A 19,532-nucleotide genomic window follows, 5' to 3' on the forward strand; every position below is an offset into this window, starting at 1 on the left:
TTATCGGCCGTCCTCAAACTGATATTTGAAAGATGAAAAAAATAATACTATTTATATTGACATTTGCAGTAATCAGTTGCAAACAAGAAAAAAAGGAAGCTAAACCTGAAGAAGGTAAAGTAGAAGAAGTTTCAAAGCCAGAACTTAAACTTTATACTTTTAGCGGAGGCACCGTAATTGCCAATAAATTGGAACTGTTTTCCCAAGATACTACGTACACAGGTCAATCCAAAGAATTTGCAGATGCTTTTTACGTAGTGAGCCATCCCAAAGGTAACCTGATGTGGGATGCCGGCCTTCCAGAATCTTTGGTTGGTTTGGAAGAACCTTTTACAGACCCTAGTGGCGCTTTTACCGTTTCAAGAAAGGATTCAGTAACCAATCAATTGTCACGTATTGGAATGAAAGTTGACGATATTGATTATATAGCCCTTTCCCATACACACTTTGACCATTCGGGTCATGCAAATGTTTTTAATAGATCAACTTGGTTGGTTCAAGAAGCGGAGTACGATTTTATAACGAGCGAAGAAGTTCAACAGAACAACCCCGATAACTACAATGCCATAAAAGAACTTCAAAAAACAAAAAAACTAAATGGCGATTTTGATGTGTTTGAAGATGGTAGTGTGATTATAAAATCAATGCCGGGCCATACACCGGGCCATCAAGTACTTTATTTGGATTTGAGCGAACACGGACCATTACTGCTCTCTGGCGATATGTATCATTTTTATGAGAACCGTACTCATAAGAGAGTGCCCAGTTTCAATTTTGACGTTGAACAAACAAGGGCCAGTATGGAAATTTTTGAGGACTTTGCAGAAGAAAATGGAGCAACAGTATACCTACAACACGCCAAAGGTGACTTTGAGAAATTACCCAAAGCACCCAAATTTTTAAAATAATATTGAATTAAAATAGAATGCTAAAGATTAAGGATTTACACGCAAGCATAGAAGACAAGAAAATTTTGAACGGTATCAACCTTGAAGTAAACTCAGGCGAGGTTCACGCTATTATGGGCCCAAACGGTTCTGGAAAAAGCACCTTGGCATCCGTAATTGCAGGAAAAGAGGAATTTGAAATAAAAAAGGGCAGTATAGCTCTAAATGGCGAAGATTTGGAAGAACTGGACCCAGAAGAAAGAGCGCATAAAGGAATATTTCTATCATTTCAATACCCTATTGAAATTCCAGGAGTATCCGTGACCAACTTTATGAAGACAGCTATAAACGCCTCAAGAAAAGCAAGGGGACTTGAAGATATGCCGGCCAATCAAATGCTGAAATTGATTCGGGAGAAATCTGAAATGTTGGAGATTGACCGTAAGTTTTTATCGCGATCTCTTAATGAGGGGTTTTCGGGCGGTGAGAAAAAACGGAACGAAATTTTTCAAATGGCAATGTTGGAGCCAAAACTTGCCATTTTGGACGAGACCGATTCGGGTCTGGATATTGATGCCCTTAGAATTGTCGCCAACGGTGTTAACAAGCTTAGGGGAAAGGATAATGCGATAATCGTAATTACACACTACCAAAGGTTGCTGGAATATATTGTTCCCGATTTTGTGCATGTGCTACACGAAGGAAGGATTGTAAAGTCGGGTACCAAAGAGCTAGCTTTGGAACTGGAAGAGAAAGGTTACGATTGGATCAAACAAGAAGCAACGGTATAATTACAGTAAGCAGTAGCAGAAAGCACTGATAAGCTGCCAACTGTGACTGATAACTGCCAACTGAAATATAATGGATTTAAAGGATAAATTACTTTCTTCGTTTTTGGCTTTTGAAAACAATGTGGATTTAGATCACCCAGTCCATGATGTACGCTCAGAAGCAATAAAGAATTTTGAGGCAAAGGGCTTTCCCTCTAAAAAAGAAGAAGCTTGGAAATATACTTCTCTGAATAATATTCAAAAAGTGGATTTCAGTATTTTTCCCAAACAGGAAAATACGCTGGAATATAAAGATATCAAACAATATTTCCTTCATGAGATAGATACCTATAAAATTGTTTTTATCGATGGTGTATACAGTTCCTATCTATCTGAGACCACCCATGATGGTGTTGATGTATGTCTGATGAGTGCTGCACTCACCAAACCGCAATACAAACAGGTTATAGATGTCTACTTCAACAAAGTGGCTTCAAAAGATGAATCCTTGACAACCTTGAATACTGCCTTTAGTAAAGAAGGGGCTTACATTTATATTCCAAAGAACAAGGTCCCAAAAAAGCCTATTCAAATATTGCATCTGGCAACAGGTACCGAAGCGGCATTAATGTTGCAGCCAAGGAATTTGGTCATTGTAGAGGAAAATGCCGAAGTACAGATTATAGAGCGTCATCAAAGCTTAACGGGCAACGAAGTTCTGACTAACTCCGTTACCGAAATCTTCGCCGCTAAAGACGCTAACGTAGACTATTATAAAGTTCAGAACGATGTGAATACAGCATCCCTGATCGACAATACATACATTTCCCAAAAAGATAAAAGCATCGTTCGTGTCCATACATTCTCCTTTGGCGGAAAATTGACGCGTAACAACTTGAACTTCTATCAAAATGGAGAATATATGGACTCTGTGTTAAAAGGAGTTACTATTCTAGGGGAAAAACAACATGTGGATCACCATACTTTGGTACACCATGCACAACCCAATTGCGAAAGCCATCAAGATTATAAAGGAATTTTTGGTGAAAAATCCACGGGAGTTTTTAATGGAAAAATCATCGTTGATAAAATTGCCCAAAAAACCAATGCATTCCAGCAGAACAATAATATATTGATAAGCGACAAAGCAACTATAAATACAAAGCCCCAATTGGAAATCTTTGCAGATGACGTAAAATGCTCCCATGGATGCACCATTGGTCAACTGGATGAGGATGCCTTATTTTATCTTCAATCTAGAGGAATTCCAAAAAAAGAAGCAACAGCGTTATTGATGTATGCATTTGCAAATAATGTATTGGAAAGCGTACGTATTCCGGAATTAAAGACTCGAATCAACAAACTGATTGCAAAAAAGCTCGGTGTTCGTGTAGGTTTCGAGTTATAGATTGTTCCAATAGTTTTTATGATTACCTAGATTTTCATTTCATTTTAAAAAAGCTAATGCAATCATGACAGAAACAAGCTTTGATGTCAAAACAATTCGACGAGACTTCCCAATCCTCAATAGAGAGGTCAACGGAAAACCTTTGGTATATCTTGACAATGCTGCTACTTCCCAAACCCCCCAACAGGTCATTGATGTTATTGTAGATTACTATCAAAACTATAACGCCAACATCCATAGAGGTGTACATAGTCTATCACAAGAAGCTACTGATGCCTACGAAGCTGCTAGAATAAAAATCCAAAAGCACTTCAACATTGCCAAATCCCATGAAGTGATTTTTACTTCGGGAACCACCCACGGTATCAATTTGGTTGCAAATGGATTTAGCTCGTTTATAAAGGAAGGCGACGAGATATTGGTTTCTGCGATGGAACATCATTCCAATATTGTGCCTTGGCAAATGTTGGCCGAACGCACAGGGGCGGTTTTGAAAGTTATTCCAATGAACCAAAATGGAGAGTTGGTCATGGAAGAGTTTTACGCACTGCTTTCCAACAAAACAAAACTTGTTTTTTGCAATCATATTTCCAATGCCTTGGGAACCATCAACCCCATTGAAGAAATCATACATGCCGCTCACAATATTGGAGCAGCGGTATTGGTTGACGGGGCACAGGCCGCACCACATATAAAAGCGGATCTACAAGCTTTAAATGTGGATTTTTATACGATTTCTGCCCACAAGGTTTGTGGCCCAACAGGTGTGGGAATGCTTTATGGAAAGGAAGAATGGCTCAAAAAATTACCTCCATACCAAGGTGGTGGCGAGATGATTGCCGAGGTAACTTTTGAAAAGACCACATATGCAGACCTGCCCCATAAATTTGAAGCGGGCACACCAAATATTTGTGGAGGTATTGGTTTTGGTGCTGCTTTGGATTATATGAACCGGATAGGTTTTGAAAACATTGCAAGCTATGAGGATGAACTGCTTCAATATGCTACGGAACAATTGTTGGCTATTGAAGGATTAAAAATTTACGGAACGGCTAAAAATAAAACTTCCGTTATATCTTTCAATATACAAGACATTCATCCGTACGATATAGGAACCATTCTGGACAAACTTGGTATAGCTGTCCGTACAGGACACCACTGCGCCCAACCCATTATGGATTTTTATCAAATTCCGGGAACAGTTAGGGCAAGTTTCTGTTTTTACAATACCAAAGAAGAGGTCGATATTTTGGTGAAAGGTGTTGAAAGAGCCAAGAACATGTTGCTTTAAGCCAGTCCGTTATCTTTATCTTAAAGGCTTGATTGGCAACCGTCCTAATCGTATTTTTGAATAAAATTGATACATGACCATAGAAAAGATACAGGATGAGATTGTAGATGAGTTTTCCATGTTCGATGATTGGATGCAACGTTACGAATATATGATCGAACTGGGAAAATCACTTCCATTGATAGACGAGCAATATAAAACTGATGATAATATTATAAAAGGATGTCAGAGCAAGGTATGGGTACACGCAGAACTAGATGGTGATAAGTTGGTTTTTACAGCTGATAGCGATGCAATTATCACCAAAGGAATCATTGCAATTTTGATTCGGGCCTTTAGCAATCAAAAACCACACGAAATTATTGATGCAAGCACGGGTTTTATAGATGAGATAGGTCTCAAAGAACATTTATCTCCGACAAGGGCCAACGGCTTGGTAAGTATGGTAAAACAGTTGAAACTTTATGCTGTGGCTTACCAAACACAGCTTAATTAAAGTAAGGTCAATAAAATAGAACGCGTCAACTCGAGCGCAGTCGAGAGGGCATTAAAACTTTGAATTTCAATATGGTCTCGACTGCGCTCGACCTGACATAAATGATATATTTTAAAATTTGTGCAGGACTGATTTTAATCTAGAAGGAAAATGAGCGAAGAAATAACTGCAATAGATACCGCAGAATTAGGAGAAAAAATAGTTAGGGTTCTAAAAACGATTTATGACCCTGAAATCCCTGTTGACATCTATGAGCTGGGTTTAATTTACGATGTTTTTATAAACGAAGATTATGACGCAAAAATATTGATGACACTCACCTCTCCAAACTGCCCTGTTGCTGAAACACTTCCTGTAGAGGTAGAGGAAAAAGTGAAGTCTTTGGATGCTCTAAAAGATGTTGAAGTGGAAATCACCTTTGATCCGCCATGGACACAAGAATTGATGAGTGAAGAAGCAAAATTGGAATTGGGGCTTTTATAAAATAGATGTTAGACACTGGTATTGAGTATTTAGAAAATCTCAATACTCAAATCTCAATACTCAAATCTTATGTCCGAAATCATAAACAGAGTAGCACAAAGCAATCTGATTACTTTCAATCTTGAAGATTTATACCCAAATGGTAGGCGTGTCTTACTAGATATAAAGGACTGGCTGCACGAAGGTTTTATCCTAAGGGAAAAGGAGTTTAGAAAATTTCTTGAAGGAGTTGATTGGAGTTTCTACCAAGACAATTATGTAGCCTTAACCTGCTCTACGGACGCAATAGTACCAGGTTGGGCATTTATGCTGGTTACATCCAAACTAGCTCCTTTTGCTAAAAAAGTTGTTGTTGGCAACTTGGCAGATTTAGAAACGGCATTGTACCAAACCATTTTAGATAATTCTGATATTTCAGAATTTAAGGACAAATCAGTAATTATAAAAGGGTGCTCCAACAAACCAGTGCCTGAAAATGCGTACATTATGGCTGTATGTAAATTACAACAAGTGGCCAAGAGCGTAATGTATGGTGAAGCCTGTTCTTCAGTTCCTTTGTTTAAGAAGAAATAATTATAGCTACTTAAATGTGACATTTCTTATTTTTGGGTTCTAAACATTAAACTCCATACGCTATGAAAAAACTACTTTTTACAGTGGCGGCATTCTTTTTTATTGTTGCTGCCCAATCTCAAACAGCAGAAGAATTAAAATCCCAGATTGCTCCAAAGAAAGATTCCATTGCAGCCATTCAAGCACGTGTAAGTGCTCTACAAGCCAAACTTGATGCTCTGCCAGGTTGGAAAGTAGGTGCCTTTGGAACCATAGGGGGGAGCATCTCTGAATTCAACAATTGGTTCGCCCAAGGTATTCCCAATAACTCATCTGGCAATATAGGTTTTACTGTAAATGCATACGCCAATCTGAAAGAGGAAAAATTCTTTTGGAGAAACGCGGTCAATGTAAATCTGGCATGGGTGAAACTGGACGATAAAGATGACCCTACTGATGATGATAGCTTTAGAGAGGCAACGGATGTTTTCAATATTTCATCTTTATATGGAAGAAAACTAAACGAGAAATTCGCTTTATCAGGTTTAGTTGAATACCGTACTACCCTTTTAAGCAACTTGAACGATCCTGGTTATTTGGACGTAGGGATAGGAGCCACGTGGACCCCAATCGAAGATTTGGTGGTGGTGATCCATCCACTTAACTATAATTTTGTATTTAGTGACGAGGATGCCATTTTCGAATCTTCGGCAGGTGCCAAAATTGTTGCAGACTATACTAAAAAGCTAGGAGCCATAAATTTTAAGAGCAATCTATCAATGTTTCAAAGCTATGAAGATGGTGATTTAAGCAATTGGACTTGGACCAATTCTTTTGCATATACATTTTGGAAAGCAGTAGGCGTAGGATTTGATTTTGGATTACGGAACAATAGGCAAGAAACCCTTAATTATATCGTAAACCTTGCTCCAACCCCTAATCCTGATGCAACTTTTGATACTATTGATAATGAATTACAAACATATTGGACGCTGGGTTTAAGCTATGCCTTTTAAAAAAGCGCTATAAAAAAGCCGTTCTCACTGAACGGCTTTTTTTATGGGGTTATCTGATATCTTAAGTGAATTTTTTAAAAACCAAAAGCTTTAAGTAGGTTAAGTTTATGAAAGACTTGGTTTGTAACACTAACACTTAAACACAATGTAAAACTAGCTTTTATGGAGATTGTTCTTAAACTTTTGTTGTGAACGATCAAAAAACTGTGGTAGAAAATGTTAACGCGTGTATTTCATCGGTCTACACGTACTGATAGTCTAAAACATGCCTTTTACTTTGTGGCAAACCAATCAAAAGCGGTGGTTGAAATAGAAGCTCTGTACATAGTAAAACCAAACAATATTTAAAATTCATCCAAATGCTCTGGATATAAAAAATTATTATAGGGAAAACGGGTTACATGTATATCACGGACCTCATCGTACACACGTTTTCTAAATTCATCAAGGTTTTCCTTATTCAGTGCCGAAATGAAAAGTGCCCTGTCCCCCATTTTATTGTACCATGTTTTTTTCCAATCCTCTATTGTAAAATGTGCTTTGGTTCGCTGTGTAATCAAATCATCTTCATCAATGGTTTCAGCCTTATATAGGTCGATTTTATTAAAGACCATGATGGTTTTTTTATCGGCACTTTTAATTTCATCCAATATTTGATTGACCGAGGCGATATGCTCTTCAAAATTAGGATGGGAGATATCAACAACGTGTAATAAAAGGTCAGCCTCGCGAACTTCATCCAAAGTACTTTTAAAACTTTCTACCAACTGGGTTGGCAATTTTCTGATGAAACCAACGGTATCACTTAACAAAAAGGGCAGATTGCCAATTACGACCTTTCTGACCGTGGTATCCAATGTAGCAAACAATTTATTTTCGGCAAAAACATCACTTTTACTTATCACGTTCATTAAAGTGGACTTGCCAACATTGGTGTAACCTACCAAAGCTACTCTGACCAAAGCTCCTCGATTTCCTCTTTGGGTCTCCATTTGCCTATCTATTTTAGCAAGCTTCTTTTTCAATAAGGAAATTCTGTCACGAACAATACGCCTATCCGTTTCAATTTCGGTTTCACCTGGGCCACGCATCCCAATACCACCTCGTTGACGTTCCAAGTGTGTCCAAAGCCCTGTTAATCTTGGCAGAAGATACTCGTATTGAGCCAGCTCCACTTGCGTTCTAGCATAGCTCGTTTGGGCGCGCTGGGCAAAAATATCCAATATAAGACTTGTTCTGTCCAGGATTTTACAACGGAGAATTTTTTCAATATTGTTCTGTTGGGCAGGTGAGAGTTCATCATCAAAAATTACCGAACCTATTTCATTTTGCTTTACATACTGCTCAACTTCTTCCATTTTGCCACTGCCAATGTAAGTTTTGGGATTAGGGATGTCCACACGTTGTATGAACCTCTTGGTAACTTCACCCCCTGCAGTAAATGTCAAAAATTCCAGCTCGTCCAAGTATTCTTTGACCTTTTTTTCATCTTGGCTTTTATTGATAACACCAATAAGTATCGCCTTTTCATAATCTATATTCTTTTTTTCTAGCATCAAAATGAATTAATGTACAAATCTAAACAATGTTTTGAAAGCCTTTTTTGTACTTTGGATTTTATTATTACGAAAGTTTCCTAAGCCTCCTTTTAAATTGAGAAGCAAAAAAAATCTGTTTGCTATTGCATTCTATAATCTCGAAAATTTTTTTGACACTAAAAATGACCTTCATGTTTTGGATGATGACTTTACCCCCAATGGATCTAAAAAATGGGATGATGATAAATACAAAAAAAAGGTAAAGAAGCTTGCAAAAACAATTTCGTGTATTGGATATGAAGAAAGTGGGATGCCCCCTGTTCTGGTAGGGATTGCAGAAGTGGAAAATAAAAACGCCATTAATGCACTTGTTAATTCTAAAGGATTAAAAAAACATAATTACGCTTTCGTTCATTTTGATTCACCCGATGAAAGGGGTATAGACACCGCGCTACTTTATCATAAGCAGCATTTTAAAGTATTGAATGCAGAAACCATTCCTCTAATAATAAAGAATATTAATGGGGACCGCGATTTTACTAGGGACATTCTTTATGTACATGGAAAATTGCACAAAGAAGAAATTCATGTATTTGTCAATCACTGGCCGTCCCGTAGAGATGGACAGAACGTAACAAGTTATAAAAGGGTAAAAGCGGCCGCAACTGTACTTCAAAAGATAAATAGTTTAAAAAATGAAAATTTGAACTGTGTTATAATGGGAGACTTCAATGATGATCCCAATTCCGAAAGTATAAAAACACTAATGGCTACGGGAAACTTTATAAACCCATTACAAAAGTTATTTTCTCCCAATACCGGAAGTGCCAACTATAGGGGAAAATGGAATCTCTTTGACCAAATTTTAATATCGCACAGTTTTTTAAACCATGAAAAAGAAACGCATTCTTTTATGAAAACAGATATTTTTACTCCAAAGTTTCTTAGGGAATGGAAAAAGAAATATAAAGGTTTTCCTTTTAGAACGTTTGTAGGAAAGAAGTATTTAGGAGGCTACAGCGACCACTTTCCAGTTTATATTATATTGAAACAAAATTAAATTTGTAAGAAAAAACTTCATTTGACCACAAAAAAATATAGTTTCACAACAACTTCTTTTCATGAAGTGTGCATTTCATCGAAATAATAAGTGTTTTTATCGATAAAGTTTCAAATCAATATTATGTTTGTAGTCCAAATCTTACTAGACCTACAAAATGTATTACAAGAAACCTACTTACAGTTATGGATTAATTTCATCCCTTATCTTTTCTTTATTTGGATTTCTGACTGTCTATGGGCAGTCAGAAACCAAAAAGGAATTGATTCGAATTAATTCGAACCAATATGAAATGCGTTCTTTTGTATCAGAGTTGGAAGCCGACCTACAATCTAAGGAAGCCAAAATAAACCAAGTATTAAAAACAAAGGGTTGGAAAAAAACTGAAAAGTTAAAAGATGGTTCTATTGTAGAGTTAAAGGATATTGGAACAGATGGAACACCTCTTTATTATACTACTCTAAATGACCCTTCAAAACAAGTATCAAGGGCAAATGCACTTTACTCAGATGGACTTTTAGATTTAGGTCTTGATGGGAATGGCCTTCAAGTAGGCGTTTGGGATGCTGGCGTGGCACTTACCACACACCAAGAATTTGATACCCGTGCAAAGAGTGGGGATGGTACTACAGAAGTAAGTTCACATGCAACTTTGGTAACTGGAAATCTAATTTCTTCAGGAGTAAAACCAAATGCCAAGGGTGTTGCCTATGGCGCACAAGTCTTATCCCATAACTGGACAAAAGATAAAATAGAAGTTGCCGAGGCTGCTGCCAACGGATTACTTTTAAGCAACCATTCTTATGGAATAAAGTCGGACCGTGTACCGGACTGGTATTTTGGATCATATATCAAGACTTCTAAGGATTGGGACAAGATAATGCATAACGCCCCCTATTATTTAATGGTTACGGCTGCGGGGAATGCACAAAAATCTTTTGATAATGAATCTCCAAATTTTGGTAAAACGGCTGATGGATTTGATCTGTTACTTGGATTTGCTACTTCTAAAAATGGACTTACCATTGCAGGGGCAAATACCAAAATAGGTAATAAGGGAGAATTGAAAGAAGCAAGAGTTGCAAGTTACAGTAGTTTAGGACCTGTTGATGATGGTAGAATAAAACCGGATTTAGCTGGTGACGGATCTTCAATTTTTTCTACAAATTCCACTACGAACACAAGTTATGATACTTCTGCCGGAACATCTATGGCAGCTCCTGGAGTAACAGGTTCTTTGTTACTATTACAACAATACCATGAGGAACTGTATGGCGATTATATGAAAGCAGCTACCCTTAAAGGACTTGCACTTCATACTGCAGATGATGTAGATTCGCAAGGACCTGACTATAAAATGGGTTGGGGCGTTATGAACGCAAAGGCTGCTGCCGTAACATTGCAAAATAAAGGGTATAGTACACTTGTAGATGAAGAAACTCTTTTAGAGGACACAACTTTTTCAATAACTGTTAATGCCAATGGAACAGAAAATTTGATGGCTTCAATCTCTTGGACGGACGCTGAAGGAGAATATATCAATAGAGGGGATTTAAACAATATGACACCAGCTTTGGTAAATGATTTGGATATTAGAATCACAAAAAATGGAAAAACCTACTTTCCATGGAAATTGAACCCGAAGAAAGCAAGCAGTGCAGCTACAAAAGGTGATAATTTGGTAGATCCCTTTGAAAGAGTTGAAGTTGAAAATGCCAAAGGTGAATATACAATCACCGTTACACATAAAGGAAGATTGAAAAATGGATTTCAGGATTTTTCCCTTATCGTTTCTGGAGCCCAGATATCAAAATGTAGTATTGATGCACCTTCTAACATAGGTTTACTTTTATCATCTACAAACAGTTCAACAATTTCTTGGTCAGATGCAGAGGAGACGCTTTATGAGATTCAGTATAAAAAGTTCAACGGCGACAATTGGAAAAGTGAATTTGTTTGGGAGAACAACTTTGAGATTACTGACTTGGAAGCTGGTATTGTTTATGAAGCTAGAGTTCGCTCTATCTGTACGGAGAACATGCTTTCCGATTTTTCTGAGACAATCAGTTTTGAATTCAATGGTTACGAAACAGAGCTATATGCTTATGAGCCTTTTGGGTTTGGCGAAAGCTTGAAAATAATGGTATATCCCAATCCAGCAACGGAATGGATAAAAGTAGAGGCAGAACTTTCAAAAGATGCGGTTTATTCTATAGTTACTACTTTGGGTAACACCCTTAGAAAGGGTAGTGCTATAGAAAGTATCGATGTTTCTGATCTAGCCTCTGGTCTATATATACTAATGGTGGAAGATCACTCTGGAATGAAAAGCACCAAATTCTATAAAGATTAAAAGCTCTATATATGTATTTACTAAAAACAGGAGGTATCGTTTCAAACAAGTTTGGGAAATTGAATTTTTCAAAAAAAACCTTGCTTCACCTTGCCGTTATACTTTTTTGATTTCATCTCGTCCCAACAATTCTTCATTCCGCAATTTCAGAAAAACTTGTGCGGTTGTAATCACATCCAGTTCACAATAAGAAACAATTCTGTCCAGATTATTTTCATTATAATAAACGTCTTTTACCATACTGCCGTCCATATCCTCTTTTGGTGAAGGAATGCCCAATACATGAGCTAAAAGTTTTAAAGAAGTGTAGTGCTTGTAATCTCCAAACTTCCATAGCTCCATAGTATCCAAATGTGGTACATCCCAAGGTTTCTTTCCGAACAGATCTAATTTATAGGGGAGATTCATCCCATTGATGACCATGCGGCGAGCAATGTATGGAAAATCGAATTCCTTACCATTGTGGGCACACAAAAGATGCTTAGCTAGATTAAAATGTTCTTGGAGCAGTTGTTTAAATTGTTTTAGCAACCGGGTTTCTTCACCGGAAAAGGACGTGACCCTAAAATTGCGCTCATTATCTTTTAAGGTAAAATATCCAACGGAAATACATACTACTTTCCCAAATTCCGCCCAAATTCCTGCACGTTCGTAGAAATCTTCAGCAGTTATTTCGTTTTTTCTTTGATATTGGGATTTTTGTTCCCAGAGCATTTGGGAATTCTCATCTAAGTCTGCAAAGCTCGGTCTTTGGGGTACGGTCTCAATATCCAAAAATAGGATATGTTCTAGGTTAAGTTTATAAAGCATTGTTCTAAGTAAGTAAAATCTGTAGGAAAGATAAATATTTTAGGATTAATCGATAACTGGTAAAAGAAATTGATTAAGTGAAACGTTTTAAAATAAGATGAATTTTTCAAAATATAACCCTAATCTATCTATATGAATTCCCCAAACCTTAACTGTCCCGATAGAATTTTAAAATATTTACCCATATTGATTTTGTTGGCTTATACTGTTTCCTGTTCAGATTCTTCCAATGATGATATGCAAACCGAAAGTGAATTAGCCAAAGAAGAAGGTTCCGGAGAATCAGAAACACCAACAGCGCCCAGTAGTGAATGTTCGGACGCCGGCAATTTTGTTTTCAATGAAAAAGATGGGTTGGTAAACGTTGAATTTGAAGATGCCGAGTTTTCTGGAGATTGGGAATTGAAAAGCTCAGATGTAGATCATACCGGCAAAGGGTATATGGTTTGGACAGGAAATCAATCTTTGGGACAACCAGGAAATGGGCTGACAACTTTTAAAATCAATATCTCCTCTACAGGAACATATCAGTTTTTATGGAGGTCTGCTGTTACCCAAGGGAATAGCGGCAGTGACCATAACGATACTTGGCTTCGCTTTGATGACGCGGACAATTTCTTTGGTGAAAAGGGCAATGGCAGTATCGTATACCCGGCAGATAGAGACAAATTGCCAACTCCCGAAGGTTCAAGTAAAGATGGCTGGTTTAAAATTTATAGAAGCGGAAACGATTTAGGGTTCAAATGGCAATCATCCACTTCGGATAACGATGCACACGATATCTATGTGCAATTTGACAGTCCGGGAATCTACACTATGGAAATATCAGCACGTTCTTCAGGTCATGCCATCGATAAATTTGTACTTTTCAATGAATCATCTACCAAAAATCAGGCGATTGAAAGTGCAAATGCTATGAGCGAGATTACTTGCGGAAATCAATAAAAGCGTTCTAAAATAAAGAGGTCTGTTTTACAGGACTTTCGTGTTCCAACAACCATTTCTTTCGATGTAGCCCACCTGCATAGCCAACCAGATCACCGTTGCTTCCAATTACGCGGTGACAGGGAATTACGATCCATAACGGATTTTTACCATTTGCCGAGGCCACTGCGCGAATCGCCTTTACATCGCCCAGAGAGTTGGATAGTTCTAAATAAGAAACTGTTTTGCCAAATGGGATTTTTATCAGTGCGTTCCATACTTTTTTTTGAAAATCGGTCCCGTTCGGGTTCAATTTGAGGTCAAATTTTTTTCGACTTCCTTCAAAGTATTCCTCAAATTGATAAATAACATCCTCTAAAACTTCTGGGACTATACCAATTGGTTTTTCTTCTTCCAAAATGGAGATGGATGCCAATCCATTTTCATCTCCATGGAATTCTGCCAAGCCTATAGATGTTTGTAAATAAGCTACTTCCATTAATCCACCTCATTTTTTCCTTCAATTATTCCTAAACGCTTTGCTCTATTTTCCCAGTTTCTTCTGGCCAGAACTTGAAGGTCCTCAACGTTATCGCTTTCATCCATAATCTCAAGCCCCAATAAAGTTTCGATTACATCTTCCATAGTAACAATTCCACTTACAGAACCATACTCGTCCACTACTAGGGAAACGTGTTCTCTTTTTTCTATGAACTTTTCAAATAGTTCTGGAATGGGTTTGGATCTATCGCTAACCAAAATTTCTCTTTTTAAGGTTTCGAGGGTTTCATTGCCTTTTTCGGCAATAATGGTTTCCATTAATTCGTCTTTGAGAAAATAACCCGTTATATTATCCATACGGTCTTTGTAAAGTGGAATACGTGAAAACCGTAACGGTCTGTTCGATTCAAAGAAATCTTGAATAGTAGTTTCTTCAGAGGCAATTTTCATTACGGCCCTTGGTGTCATAACATCCTTGGCAAGGATTTCATCGAACTTTAATAAATTTTTAATAACAGTCGATTCAGATTCCTGAAAAACCCCTTCTTCATGGGCAATATCCGTCATTGCAGTAAAATCTTCCCTGCTCAATATACTGCCATGGGGACCTTTTTTCCCGATTAGTTTGGTAAATAATTGTAATAACCATAGCAAACCTGTCCATTTTAATACGAATACCATTGCATTCAATGCTTTTGAGGTAAAATTGGCCAATCGTTTCCAATAGGTGGCCCCAATCGTTTTTGGAATTATCTCGGACGCGACCAAAATCAGGATTGTCATTGCCGTGGATACGAGACCGACCATGAGATCCTCCGTAAATTCAATACCTAGAATGCTACGTGTTGATGTACCATAAGATTCCACATAGGCAACTTTTGCCTGTACCCCTACAAGGATTGCACCTACGGTATGCGCAATGGTGTTGAGGGTCAAAATGGCAATCAGGGGTTTGTCCACATCCTTTTTCAGCTTTTCGAGTTCGATGGCATACTCCTTGCCTTCCTGTTTTTTGACATTGATAAAAGTTGGCGTAATGCTTAGCAAGACGGCTTCTAGGATGGAGCACAGAAATGAAAAGAAGATAGAGATAAAAGCGTAAAATAAAAGAAGTCCCATTGGTTATGTCTAGAAGCACCAAGATAATGAATACCTATCTATTTCTTTACCTCATTCGGTAAGAAGGCTTTATAAAAAACATCTTGTAAAGCTACCCTAATCTTTAAATCGTATAGATTTCGGTGGTCTCTAGTAGGATAAACACGATTGGAAAGAAAAATAAACGTCATTTGATTTTCTGGGTCGGCCCACGCAAAAGTCCCCGTAAACCCTGAGTGTCCAAAACTTGTTTGGCTCGCCAAAGGGGATGGATATGCATCTTTTAGGCTAAGGGTGTCATTACCGAGCAAAGGCTTATCAAAACCCAATCCCCTTCGGTTTTCGTTCTCGGGGAACTGGACTTTTGTAAATTCCTCAATGGTCTTTTTGGAAATAAACTGTTTTCCATCATAAAGCCCATAATTTTGATACATCAGCATCATTTTTGCCAAATCATCAGCAGTACCAAACAACCCTGCGTTACCTGAAACACCGCCCATTAGGGATGCATTCTCGTCATGAACCCAGCCCTGTACAAAGGCTTTTCTAAAAAGGGTGTCATTTTCTGTTGGAACAATTTTATTGGGAAATTCCTTTAATTTTGGATTGAAGCCCAGCGTATAACATCCCAATGGAAAATAAAATGTTTTCTTCAAATAGTTTTCGTAGGTAGTTCCCGTAAGTTGTGAAATCAGCTCAGGGAAAATAAGAAATGTAAGCCCTGAATATTTATAGACTTTATCATTAGATACTTTTGAGCGATTAATGATGCGGTACATTTTTCGTTGAAATCGATTTTTAATATAGAGTCCTTTATAAACTTGGTTTTGAAATCGCGCATTTGGTTTTTCTTTAACAAAGCGTTTTTTTAGTTCGCCATTTTTAATAACCTTTCCCAAAAAAACAATGTAGGGAACCAGACCTGCCTGATGGCTCAATATTTGCCTTAGGGTAATATCCTTTTTGTTTTTTCTTTTGCCCCAAGGCTTCCAATAGGTTCTGAATGGGACATCCAAATCGAGTTTTCCATCATCCACTAGTTTCATAAGGGCAGGCAACGGACCTAAAATTTTGGTAACGGAGGCCAAATCGTATAAATCCGTCAACCCTACTTTTTGAATACTATCGTAGGTATGATATCCGTAGGCTTTATGAAACACTATTTTGTTGTCTTTGGCAACCAACAACTGTGCTCCTGGAAAAGCATGATTTTGTATGCCGTTGGTGATTATTGAATCGACCTGAAGCTCAATCTTTGTTTTGTCAAAATTAAATCCATTTGGCGAGTTCTTTTCTACAGATTGTTGTGGAAGTAGTAGCTGCGCAAACAATAGGAGTGGAACAATGATCAAAACTAATTTTTTCATAGTATAATCTCTTCAAAAAGATTAGCTGATTGTTCTGACAAAGTCTTTTGCAAAATAACTGGCAATAATGTTAGCACCCGCTCTTTTGATAGCGGTTAGTTGTTCCAACATCACCGCATCATGATCTAACCAACCTTTTTCCGAAGCCGCTTTTAGCATGGCATATTCACCTGAAACCTGATAGACGGCAACTGGGACATCAACTTCATTCTTAATTTCACGGACAATGTCCAAATAGCAAAGTCCAGGTTTGATCATAACAATATCGGCTCCTTCATCAATATCCATTTGGGTTTCCTTGAGAGCCTCGAACCGGTTGGCATAATCCATCTGATACGTTTTTTTATCTTTTGGTACGTTGGCGATATCCACGGGAGCTGAATCCAAAGCATCTCTAAATGGCCCATAAAAAGCACTTGCATATTTGGCAGAATAACTCATGATTCCCGTATTTTGAAACCCTTCGTTTTCCAGCGCTTCTCGAATGGTGAGTATACGACCATCCATCATGTCGCTGGGAGCAACAAAATCGGCACCAGCTTTCGCATGTGAAACACTCATTTCCGCTAAAACCTCTGAAGTTTCATCGTTCAAAATTTGCCTATCGGCAACAATGCCATCGTGCCCATAGGAAGAGAAGGGGTCTAGGGCGACATCGGTCATGACCAACATTTCTGGACAGGCATTTTTTACGGCTTTGATAGCGCGTTGCATCAGTCCTTCAGGATTTAAGGCTTCCGTACCTTTGTTGTCCTTCAAATCATCTGGTACTTTCACAAAAAGTAACACTGCGCGTAGCCCCATTTGCCAAAGTTCCTTTACTTCTTTTTCAAGATTGTCCAGACTCAAACGATAATAGTTTGGCATTGAAGGAATCTCTTCTTTTACGTGCTTTCCTCCAACCAGAAATAATGGTACTAGAAAATCATCTGGTGTAACAATAGTTTCCCTAACCAATCTTCGTATGGATTCCGATGTGCGTAGTCTTCTGTTGCGTATGAGTGGGTACATATTTTTAGTTCTAAGTTCTAAGTTCTGAGTTCTGGGTTCTGGGTTCTGGGTTCTGGGTTCTGGGTTTTTGGTCTTTGGTTCTTGGTTCTTGGTTCTTGGTTCTTGGTTCTGAAAGTTATATGTTTTTGTTTTAAGCTGTAAGCGTTTAGTTGAAAGTCAGTGTCTAGAATGTTTTTTGATAGTTTTTATAAGTGCTGCCAACATTTTTTTGATTTCATCTATTTCCATTAATAAGTCTTCAGCTTTCTTAGAGTCGATAAGACCGAGTTCTTTTGAAACTAAAATAAGGTAATCCAATTCATGCGCAGAGCCAGATGAAATATATAAAAATCGAATCAGTTCTTTCTGCGTTTCCCTACCACAACCTTCGGCGATGTTGGTTGGAATTGAAACGGATGCCCTATTCATTTCGAAACCAATCCAAATTGCTTAGATTTAGGATATTGTTCAGTTACTTTGTAAATTTTAAGAACTAAGCTATGGGAACGTTGCCACATTTTGTAGTTTTTATAATTCACCATAGCTCGTAAAACTTAAAACTTTTCACTTAAAGCTTAAAACTAATCATAATTTACATCCATTCCTTTGGGTTTCGTAATACTTCAACCAATCTTTCTTCTTCACTTCCTTTTTCTGGATGATGGTCATATTTCCATTGTACATGTGGGGGAAGACTCATTAAAATACTTTCAATACGTCCATTTGTTTTTAATCCGAACAAGGTTCCTTTGTCGTGAACAAGATTAAACTCCACATACCTTCCCCGTCTAACTTCTTGCCAGTCTCTTTGTTTTTTAGTGTATGGAAGCCCTTTTCTTTTTAAAACAATCGGTATATATGCCTGTAAGAAGCTATCACCTACTTCAGTGACAAAGTTATACCAATCCTTCATGGTCATGGCGTCGGTTGCTTTACAATAATCAAAAAAAAGTCCGCCGAGCCCTCTTGCTTCGTTGCGATGGGAGTTCCAGAAATAATCATCACAGCGTTTTTTATAATTGGAATAGAAGTCAGGATTGTGGTTGTCGCATGCTTTTTTGCAAATGGCATGAAAGTGTTTCCCATCTTCTTCGAATAAATAATATGGAGTAAGGTCTTGACCGCCCCCAAACCATTGGTCAATGCTATTTCCGTTCTTATCATACATTTCAAAATACCGCCAATTGGCGTGAACGGTCGGCACCATTGGATTTTTAGGGTGTAAAACCAAACTCAGTCCACAAGCAAAAAAATCAGCATTTTCAACATTAAAATATTGCTGCATACTTTTTGGCAGTTCTCCGTGCACACCAGAAATGTTGACCCCTCCTTTTTCAAAAATAGCTCCGTTTTCTATGACACGTGTTCTACCACCCCCGCCCTCGGGACGTTTCCAAATGTCCTCTTGGAATTTGGCTTTCCCATCAACTTCTTCAAGCTCATTTGTAATGGTATCTTGAAGGGTTTGTATATATGAGTAGAATTTATCTTTCATGATTCATCGTTTATATGAACTAATTTGTTTTTAAAGTTAGCAAAGTTGGAATTTTCGTTCACTTTTATTGATTTTGAGGTCATTGCCGTTAAAATTATGATTGTTTCAGGAATAGTTTTATTTGAATAGTCTTTAAAAATAGATCTACCAACGGCATTATTGTGCAAATCCATCTCCTTTGCCAATTTTCGGTTAGGGAATGCATGTTCATGCCAATCCGTAATTTTTTCTGACCAGCTTAGGATTTTGATTTCATTTTTAATCCAACGATAACACTCTTTAGAAATCAAATAATTCCAAAGGGCATGTCTAAAGGCATTGGCAGGACCGTTTTTATAGTGCGCACGACCATAATGTTGTGTGGAAATTGACAAACATTTTTTTGTGGCGGACAATGTAGGAAAAACGAACAAAGGAAATTGAAAACATAATTTGACCAAAATCCAGATATTTTTTGAATCCAGTTGCTTTAATGCCTTGATTGCATTCATTG

Annotated in this window: 21 protein-coding genes; 11 read left to right on the forward strand and 10 right to left on the reverse strand. The window is 37.7% G+C overall.

The features are described from left to right. Window positions 1-32: 32 nt before the first annotated feature. From HME9304_RS08030 to HME9304_RS08065, 8 genes are all read left to right on the forward strand, one after another. Complete coding sequence (locus HME9304_RS08030) at window positions 33-908, forward strand: N-acyl homoserine lactonase family protein (RefSeq protein WP_112378095.1); 876 nt, start codon at window positions 33-35, stop codon at window positions 906-908. Between the two features lie 17 nt (window positions 909-925). Beyond that, window positions 926-1,678, forward strand: a complete 753-nt coding sequence (gene sufC, locus HME9304_RS08035; protein ID WP_112378096.1) for a Fe-S cluster assembly ATPase SufC — start codon at window positions 926-928, stop codon at window positions 1,676-1,678. 70 nt (window positions 1,679-1,748) lie between these two features. Continuing rightward, a complete protein-coding gene (gene sufD / locus HME9304_RS08040; protein ID WP_112378097.1) occupies window positions 1,749-3,065 on the forward strand; it encodes a Fe-S cluster assembly protein SufD in 1,317 nt (438 codons plus the stop codon). Window positions 3,066-3,129: 64 nt separating this feature from the next. Then, window positions 3,130-4,356 carry an aminotransferase class V-fold PLP-dependent enzyme gene (locus HME9304_RS08045; protein ID WP_112378098.1) on the forward strand — a complete coding sequence of 409 codons (1,227 nt, stop codon included), beginning with the start codon at window positions 3,130-3,132 and terminating at the stop codon, window positions 4,354-4,356. Between the two features lie 73 nt (window positions 4,357-4,429). Continuing rightward, window positions 4,430-4,852, forward strand: a complete 423-nt coding sequence (locus HME9304_RS08050; RefSeq protein ID WP_112378099.1) for a SufE family protein — start codon at window positions 4,430-4,432, stop codon at window positions 4,850-4,852. Window positions 4,853-5,002: 150 nt separating this feature from the next. Further along, a complete protein-coding gene (locus HME9304_RS08055) occupies window positions 5,003-5,335 on the forward strand; it encodes an iron-sulfur cluster assembly protein (RefSeq protein ID WP_112378100.1) in 333 nt (110 codons plus the stop codon). Window positions 5,336-5,404: 69 nt separating this feature from the next. Further along, a complete protein-coding gene (locus tag HME9304_RS08060; RefSeq protein WP_112378101.1) occupies window positions 5,405-5,908 on the forward strand; it encodes a DUF2480 family protein in 504 nt (167 codons plus the stop codon). Between the two features lie 62 nt (window positions 5,909-5,970). Continuing rightward, entirely contained in the window at window positions 5,971-6,903 is a 933-nt protein-coding gene (locus HME9304_RS08065; RefSeq protein ID WP_112378102.1) for a DUF3078 domain-containing protein, read from the forward strand. A 344-nt stretch (window positions 6,904-7,247) separates the two neighbouring features. Here the strand turns inward: HME9304_RS08065 and hflX are convergent, their stop codons facing one another. Then, window positions 7,248-8,459, reverse strand: coding sequence for a GTPase HflX (hflX, locus tag HME9304_RS08070; RefSeq protein ID WP_112378103.1), 1,212 nt, complete (start codon window positions 8,457-8,459; stop codon window positions 7,248-7,250). A gap of 97 nt (window positions 8,460-8,556) precedes the next feature. Between hflX and HME9304_RS08075 the strand changes: the two genes are divergently transcribed. Both HME9304_RS08075 and HME9304_RS08080 read left to right on the forward strand, forming a co-directional pair. Next, the gene (locus tag HME9304_RS08075; RefSeq protein WP_239023418.1) at window positions 8,557-9,501 is read left to right on the forward strand and encodes an endonuclease/exonuclease/phosphatase family protein; all 945 of its coding nucleotides are present in this window, start codon (window positions 8,557-8,559) and stop codon (window positions 9,499-9,501) included. A gap of 157 nt (window positions 9,502-9,658) precedes the next feature. After that, the gene (locus tag HME9304_RS08080; protein ID WP_112378104.1) at window positions 9,659-11,854 is read left to right on the forward strand and encodes a S8 family serine peptidase; all 2,196 of its coding nucleotides are present in this window, start codon (window positions 9,659-9,661) and stop codon (window positions 11,852-11,854) included. Window positions 11,855-11,950: 96 nt separating this feature from the next. On the opposite strand, the gene HME9304_RS08085 is transcribed toward HME9304_RS08080, so the two are convergent. Beyond that, window positions 11,951-12,664 (reverse strand): 3'-5' exonuclease, encoded by a 714-nt coding sequence (locus HME9304_RS08085; protein WP_112378105.1) that lies wholly within the window; start codon window positions 12,662-12,664, stop codon window positions 11,951-11,953. A 132-nt stretch (window positions 12,665-12,796) separates the two neighbouring features. Between HME9304_RS08085 and HME9304_RS08090 the strand changes: the two genes are divergently transcribed. Next, complete coding sequence (locus HME9304_RS08090) at window positions 12,797-13,609, forward strand: hypothetical protein (protein ID WP_112378106.1); 813 nt, start codon at window positions 12,797-12,799, stop codon at window positions 13,607-13,609. A gap of 7 nt (window positions 13,610-13,616) precedes the next feature. Here the strand turns inward: HME9304_RS08090 and HME9304_RS08095 are convergent, their stop codons facing one another. The 8 genes from HME9304_RS08095 to HME9304_RS08125 all read right to left on the reverse strand — a co-directional run bounded on the left by HME9304_RS08095 (window position 13,617) and on the right by HME9304_RS08125 (window position 19,530). Then, window positions 13,617-14,087 carry a methylated-DNA--[protein]-cysteine S-methyltransferase gene (locus tag HME9304_RS08095; RefSeq protein ID WP_112378107.1) on the reverse strand — a complete coding sequence of 157 codons (471 nt, stop codon included), beginning with the start codon at window positions 14,085-14,087 and terminating at the stop codon, window positions 13,617-13,619. After that, window positions 14,087-15,208 carry a CNNM domain-containing protein gene (locus HME9304_RS08100; RefSeq protein ID WP_112378108.1) on the reverse strand — a complete coding sequence of 374 codons (1,122 nt, stop codon included), beginning with the start codon at window positions 15,206-15,208 and terminating at the stop codon, window positions 14,087-14,089. Before HME9304_RS08100 ends, HME9304_RS08095 begins: the two co-directional genes overlap by 1 nt. 38 nt (window positions 15,209-15,246) lie before the next feature. Further along, window positions 15,247-16,554 carry a serine hydrolase domain-containing protein gene (locus tag HME9304_RS08105; protein ID WP_112378109.1) on the reverse strand — a complete coding sequence of 436 codons (1,308 nt, stop codon included), beginning with the start codon at window positions 16,552-16,554 and terminating at the stop codon, window positions 15,247-15,249. Between the two features lie 21 nt (window positions 16,555-16,575). Further along, entirely contained in the window at window positions 16,576-17,565 is a 990-nt protein-coding gene (gene hemB, locus HME9304_RS08110; protein ID WP_112378110.1) for a porphobilinogen synthase, read from the reverse strand. A 156-nt stretch (window positions 17,566-17,721) separates the two neighbouring features. Then, window positions 17,722-17,973 (reverse strand): four helix bundle protein, encoded by a 252-nt coding sequence (locus tag HME9304_RS08115; protein ID WP_470299665.1) that lies wholly within the window; start codon window positions 17,971-17,973, stop codon window positions 17,722-17,724. Beyond that, a complete protein-coding gene (locus HME9304_RS17310) occupies window positions 17,970-18,086 on the reverse strand; it encodes a four helix bundle protein (RefSeq protein WP_470299666.1) in 117 nt (38 codons plus the stop codon). Before HME9304_RS17310 ends, HME9304_RS08115 begins: the two co-directional genes overlap by 4 nt. Window positions 18,087-18,136: 50 nt before the next feature. Further along, a complete protein-coding gene (hemF, locus tag HME9304_RS08120; protein WP_112378111.1) occupies window positions 18,137-19,039 on the reverse strand; it encodes an oxygen-dependent coproporphyrinogen oxidase in 903 nt (300 codons plus the stop codon). Beyond that, window positions 19,036-19,530, reverse strand: a complete 495-nt coding sequence (locus HME9304_RS08125) for a DUF6973 domain-containing protein (RefSeq protein WP_112378112.1) — start codon at window positions 19,528-19,530, stop codon at window positions 19,036-19,038. The genes hemF and HME9304_RS08125 overlap by 4 nt, the downstream gene beginning before the upstream one ends. Window positions 19,531-19,532: the final 2 nt, after the last annotated feature.

The sequence above is a fragment of the Flagellimonas maritima genome, from assembly GCF_003269425.1.
In the GTDB taxonomy this organism is placed as follows: Bacteria; Bacteroidota; Bacteroidia; order Flavobacteriales; family Flavobacteriaceae; genus Flagellimonas; species Flagellimonas maritima.

Coding starts and splice junctions, on each gene's coding strand:
- HME9304_RS08105 (WP_112378109.1), bottom strand. CDS start 16,554: ATGAAAAAATTAGTTTTGATCATTGTTCCACTCCTATTGTTTGCGCAG.
- HME9304_RS08080 (WP_112378104.1), top strand. CDS start 9,659: ATGTATTACAAGAAACCTACTTACAGTTATGGATTAATTTCATCCCTT.
- sufD (WP_112378097.1), top strand. CDS start 1,749: ATGGATTTAAAGGATAAATTACTTTCTTCGTTTTTGGCTTTTGAAAAC.
- HME9304_RS08045 (WP_112378098.1), top strand. CDS start 3,130: ATGACAGAAACAAGCTTTGATGTCAAAACAATTCGACGAGACTTCCCA.
- HME9304_RS08090 (WP_112378106.1), top strand. CDS start 12,797: ATGAATTCCCCAAACCTTAACTGTCCCGATAGAATTTTAAAATATTTA.
- HME9304_RS08125 (WP_112378112.1), bottom strand. CDS start 19,530: ATGAATGCAATCAAGGCATTAAAGCAACTGGATTCAAAAAATATCTGG.
- HME9304_RS17310 (WP_470299666.1), bottom strand. CDS start 18,086: ATGGTGAATTATAAAAACTACAAAATGTGGCAACGTTCCCATAGCTTA.
- HME9304_RS08095 (WP_112378107.1), bottom strand. CDS start 14,087: ATGGAAGTAGCTTATTTACAAACATCTATAGGCTTGGCAGAATTCCAT.
- sufC (WP_112378096.1), top strand. CDS start 926: ATGCTAAAGATTAAGGATTTACACGCAAGCATAGAAGACAAGAAAATT.
- HME9304_RS08050 (WP_112378099.1), top strand. CDS start 4,430: ATGACCATAGAAAAGATACAGGATGAGATTGTAGATGAGTTTTCCATG.
- HME9304_RS08065 (WP_112378102.1), top strand. CDS start 5,971: ATGAAAAAACTACTTTTTACAGTGGCGGCATTCTTTTTTATTGTTGCT.
- hemF (WP_112378111.1), bottom strand. CDS start 19,039: ATGAAAGATAAATTCTACTCATATATACAAACCCTTCAAGATACCATT.
- HME9304_RS08115 (WP_470299665.1), bottom strand. CDS start 17,973: ATGAATAGGGCATCCGTTTCAATTCCAACCAACATCGCCGAAGGTTGT.
- HME9304_RS08100 (WP_112378108.1), bottom strand. CDS start 15,208: ATGGGACTTCTTTTATTTTACGCTTTTATCTCTATCTTCTTTTCATTT.
- HME9304_RS08060 (WP_112378101.1), top strand. CDS start 5,405: ATGTCCGAAATCATAAACAGAGTAGCACAAAGCAATCTGATTACTTTC.
- HME9304_RS08030 (WP_112378095.1), top strand. CDS start 33: ATGAAAAAAATAATACTATTTATATTGACATTTGCAGTAATCAGTTGC.
- HME9304_RS08085 (WP_112378105.1), bottom strand. CDS start 12,664: ATGCTTTATAAACTTAACCTAGAACATATCCTATTTTTGGATATTGAG.
- HME9304_RS08055 (WP_112378100.1), top strand. CDS start 5,003: ATGAGCGAAGAAATAACTGCAATAGATACCGCAGAATTAGGAGAAAAA.
- hemB (WP_112378110.1), bottom strand. CDS start 17,565: ATGTACCCACTCATACGCAACAGAAGACTACGCACATCGGAATCCATA.
- hflX (WP_112378103.1), bottom strand. CDS start 8,459: ATGCTAGAAAAAAAGAATATAGATTATGAAAAGGCGATACTTATTGGT.